Here is a 4,141-nt window from a genome sequence, read left to right as displayed (position 1 = left end):
TCCTCTACACCCTCCGCGGCGCAGCGAGCCGAACCGCTCTCCTCGCGTTCAGCGTCGGGATGGAGATCACCCTCACCGCCGTCAACCTCATCGTCGGGTTCATCGCGATCCTCCTCACCTTCCGCACGATCCGATTTCGATCCCACATCCGACGTGAACCAGAAGACAACACGCACACCCGATCCCAATGACCAACGACCACGGGGGTCCCAGGCCGGTAGGGATGGGCTTCGTCGGCGCGTGGGATCGACCTTCAACAGAGATTGAGCGCTAACGAGAGTGGCGGCAATCGGAAAGCCAGGCCCACGCGCGAACATCGCCGTCGCCCACACACGATCCGCCAGAGAGAGGATAGGACGCTTGGGCGACGCCCGAATGTCCAATCCGCTTGCCGTCGCGGGCCTGACCGACGTTCCCACCGTGACGAGGAGGCTTGACGTCCCGCCGATCGCTGCAGCGAGGGGCCTCCCGCTTCCCCATACAGAACGTTTGCCCGCAGCCCATCGATGAGTGCGTAGCGTTGAAGAATGGTCCGAGTCTACGGCGTCCACGTGACGGACGAGGATGGCCGCCACCTGGTCGCGTTACTCCTCGCCGAAGGTAGCGCCGACGCTCTAGAGGCGACCGAGCGGATCGTGGATGGCATCAAGCGCGGCCGCTGCTTCACGGTCGCTCTGACCGTCTCTCAACGCGAGGCGGTACTCCGCGTGCTCGCCGAACCTCCAGCCGGACTCGACGAACTCCACCGAAAACTCAGGTGCGACCTCGTTAGCCGCGCCTCGAGCGACACACGTTGGTAACCCAACAGGACTGTCGGTTCCCGAGCGTTGCGTCGATGCCGTCTCGACCGATTCCTCCCGGAGGGTCACACGGCATGCACGATCATCTGCGGGTCGGATTGTTCGCGGCCGCCGACCACTGCCCCGTGCTGAGGTCGAGCGCTGCTCGGGCGTTGAAGTAGCCGTGGCCCAGACAGCGACTGCGCTAGCGAGATTGCGTCAGGTCGAGCACGTCAGCTGTGCGCGGCAGGACACGCTCGGAATCGAAATCGGCCCGGCTCAACGCTTGAAGCAGGAAGCCCCCGAACAGGACGGACGCGGAAGCTGTCACGCCTCCACCCACTCGCGCGGATCCGAGCAGGGCGACGAGCGGGAGCGAGTTCGTGAAACGGGCGGAGTCGCCTGACCGAGCCACACCGGGAGCCCTCGAAGGCTCGCCACCGTGCGGGCTCAAGTCCAAAGGGTTGCGCACCTCGGCCGGCCGCCGGATCCGGCGGCCGGCCGCGGTGTTCCGTCGGAGCTACCTCGCGAGCCCGAACTGAACGAGGCGGCGGGTCGACACACCGCCGAGCGGGTCCTCGCCCGCCTTGCGCGCCCGCACGTACACCTGCACGTTGTACGCAGGGTTCTTCGGGAAGTCGACCTGGGGCACCATCGTCAGCGTGACCCAACCGTCGCTCGCCGTGAGTTGCTCGGGGGGCGTGCTCGTAACCTCGGGCGTCGTCCGGACGAAGACCGTCGAGCCACGGACGACGTACCCGCGAGTGTCCTTCACCTTCACGCGGACGAGGATGGGGGCATTCGAGAACACCTTGGCGGGGTTGGGGGTGAAGGTCACGTCGGAGACGATCAACCGCTGGCCTGCCGCAATGCTGACGCTCGAGACCGGGATCGATGTCTCACCATTCGGCAGCTTGACCGCCCCGGCCGGCCCGGAGCCGATGATCACTGCCGACTGTCCCGAGGTGACCGTCGTCTTGCCGTCGTTGTTACTCGCCGTGATCCGCACGCGCAGCGTCTTGGCGATGTCGGCAGCCTGCAGCTTGTATGTCTTCGCCGTCGCTCCGGCAATGTCGGCGCAGGCATTCCCGGCCGCGTCACAGCGGAGCCACTGATAGGCGTACGCGTTTGGTTGGCCCGTCCAGACGCCTTCGTTGGCAGTCAGCGTCTGATTCTCGATCGTGCTCCCCGATATCGTCGGAGCGCCCGTGTTGACAGGAGCGTATTGCGCTGCTGCCGCGGTGACCGACGACGCGGAGCCGATGGTCGCGAATACGGCGACCGCGACGATCGTGACGGCCAGGAGTGCGACGATGCGAGCGGGCGTTGCGCCTGCGCTCGCCGACGAACGGTGGAACTCTCTCAGGGTTTTCATGTCCATGTGCTCCTTGTTTGTTGGTGTGTCGCCGCTCTTTTGACGGGACGTCAGCCCGTCTGAGCGACGAGTTCTGGTTCAGCGAAGCCCGCGCCCGAGCGACGACCTGTCGTCTGTTCGGCGAGCCAGCGCACGAGCTCATCGATTCCTCCTGACTCGGCGACGAGTCGCTGGCGGGTTGCGCCGCCACCTTCGCGGGCGAGACGCTCGATGCCGGACAGCTCGTCCAGGCAGCCGAGCGCCAACGCCGACGGCGTCAGTGCCTCGACGAGTGAGAGCACTGCGTCGGCCGTTGCGACCGAGGATCCGTCGTCGAGGTTCGCGAGCAGCCCACCGACGCCATCGCGTGCCGCCAGTCGGGCGTTCTCCTCGATCCGCTCGGTTGCGTGGCACTCGAGCATTTCGCCGCTGTCGTATCGCTCGGCGAGCCGAAATATGAGGGACTGTGTGAGCGCGACGATCGCCCCGGTGTCCTCGACGTGCGTTGGCACATCGGCGACGCGAACCTCGATCGTGCCGGTGGACGGGTGTATCCGGAGGTCCCACCAGTGGTGGGTGGCGTCCTGAGCGCCAACCCCGCGAGACCAGACGAGGAATTCCGCGTACTCGGAGAGGGATCGGAACGCGGGGGGCGTGCCGGTACGAGGGAGGTGCCGGAGTAATGTCGGGCGCACGCTCGCCATCCCTGAGTCTTCTCCTTCGTGGAACGGTGCATTGGCGGCGACGGCTGCGATGAATGGCAGATAGCTGCGAAGCGCGTTGAAGACGGCCAGAGCGCGGTCCGCACCGCCGACGGCAACGTGGACATGGAGTCCGCCGACGAGCATCCGGCGCGCTGCGAGCGGGTGCGACAACGCAATCTGCGCGTAGCGGGGCGCCTCGGTGATCGGCCCCGGGTCAGTCGCCGTTGGGTGCGCCCCGACGGCAACGAGTCGTGCGACTCCTGCGAGCCGTGAATCGAGCAGTCGGCGAACGCTGCGGAGTTCCCGCACCACGTCGGCGACCGCAACAGAGATCGGGGCGATCCCTTCGATCTGGCATTGCAGCAGCTCGGCGGCGACACGCCGGTCTCCGTGGCAGCTCCACAAGGCCTCGCCGGAGCGCGGAATCGGCAGCAGCGTTGTCGGGTCGACGAGGATGTACTCCTCCTCGGCCCCGATTGTGAAGGACGCGATCGAGTCGAGAGTCGAGCGCAGACGGGCTTCCACCGCGTCTGCAGTTGCCCCTTCGATCATGGCTGAATCAAGCATGTTCCTCATGACCTCTCCTCCCTTGTTGTCACCTGGAGCCGCGCCGCAACGGCCTCGACTCCCTCGTGGTCGACGGACAGCACGATCGGATCGCGGGAGCCATGCTCGCGGGACCAGATCACGAGCGAGCCCCCGCGAGCGCGTAGAACATCGCTCGCAGATGCGAGGACGTCCTTCAGTTCCGCCGACAGCGTTCTCGGGGCGGTCACATCGACAACCAGATGCTCGGCGCCTCGATCGAGCGCGTGCAGTCACGCTTCCCTGAGCTGCTCCGCGGCATCGACGTTGTGCGAATCGGTGCTGACCGCGACCCAGAAGCCTTCGTCGATTCCGGTCGGGCGATCGGTAGTCGTCGTGTGTGTGTCGCGCATGACTCAGCGTCCCTTCGTCGGCACGGGTGTATGACGACCAACGTACGAGTCCGAAGTGAGGGTGCCCACGGGTTCGGTGAGCACAGGATGTCGAGAACGTGAGGGTTTCCTCACATTCCCGAACGGCGAGCGGCGAGCGCTAACCGGCGAGCTTGTAGCCGACGCCGCGCACGGTGACGATCCGCCCCGGATGAGCCGGATCGCGTTCGATCTTGCGGCGCAGGCTCGAGATGTGCACATCACAGGCTCGGGCGTCGCCGACGAACGTGGCGTCCCAGAGATGCTCCATGATCTGCGACCTCGAGAACACGCGGCCCGGCTCCGACCCGAGGAACGCGAGCACCTTGAACTCGGAAGGGGTGACAC

At 66.2% G+C, this 4,141-nt stretch carries 6 protein-coding genes; 2 read left to right on the top strand and 4 right to left on the bottom strand.

Annotated features, from left to right (window positions below; genetic code table 11):
• Positions 1-191, top strand: a 191-nt coding sequence (locus ABIR74_RS11835) for a hypothetical protein (protein ID WP_348178348.1), incomplete at its 5' end; no start/stop codon positions are given.
• A gap of 336 nt (positions 192-527) precedes the next feature.
• Positions 528-800 carry a hypothetical protein gene (locus ABIR74_RS11830; RefSeq protein ID WP_348178346.1) on the top strand — a complete coding sequence of 91 codons (273 nt, stop codon included), beginning with the start codon at positions 528-530 and terminating at the stop codon, positions 798-800.
• A 499-nt stretch (positions 801-1,299) separates the two neighbouring features.
• Here ABIR74_RS11830 and ABIR74_RS11825 read toward each other — a convergent pair whose 3' ends face one another.
• The 4 genes from ABIR74_RS11825 to ABIR74_RS11810 form a co-directional block, all read right to left on the bottom strand.
• On the bottom strand, positions 1,300-2,154 hold the full coding sequence (locus tag ABIR74_RS11825) for a hypothetical protein (RefSeq protein ID WP_348178344.1): 855 nt from the start codon (positions 2,152-2,154) through the stop codon (positions 1,300-1,302).
• A 50-nt stretch (positions 2,155-2,204) separates the two neighbouring features.
• Entirely contained in the window at positions 2,205-3,404 is a 1,200-nt protein-coding gene (locus ABIR74_RS11820) for a YbdK family carboxylate-amine ligase (RefSeq protein WP_348178342.1), read from the bottom strand.
• 5 nt (positions 3,405-3,409) lie between these two features.
• Positions 3,410-3,613, bottom strand: coding sequence for a hypothetical protein (locus tag ABIR74_RS11815; protein WP_348178340.1), 204 nt, complete (start codon positions 3,611-3,613; stop codon positions 3,410-3,412).
• A 301-nt stretch (positions 3,614-3,914) separates the two neighbouring features.
• On the bottom strand, positions 3,915-4,141 hold a 227-nt coding region (locus ABIR74_RS11810; protein ID WP_348178338.1), incomplete at its 5' end, for a helix-turn-helix domain-containing protein.

Source organism: Gaiella sp. (genome assembly GCF_039915195.1).
In the GTDB taxonomy this organism is placed as follows: Bacteria; Actinomycetota; Thermoleophilia; order Gaiellales; family Gaiellaceae; genus Gaiella.
This window is presented reverse-complemented; position numbering and strand designations above follow the sequence as displayed.

What these genes read in the sequence shown, in the direction of transcription:
- ABIR74_RS11830 (WP_348178346.1), top strand. Translation starts at nt 528, where the DNA reads ATGGTCCGAGTCTACGGCGTCCACGTGACGGACGAGGATGGCCGCCAC.
- ABIR74_RS11825 (WP_348178344.1), bottom strand. Translation starts at nt 2,154, where the DNA reads ATGAAAACCCTGAGAGAGTTCCACCGTTCGTCGGCGAGCGCAGGCGCA.
- ABIR74_RS11820 (WP_348178342.1), bottom strand. Translation starts at nt 3,404, where the DNA reads ATGCTTGATTCAGCCATGATCGAAGGGGCAACTGCAGACGCGGTGGAA.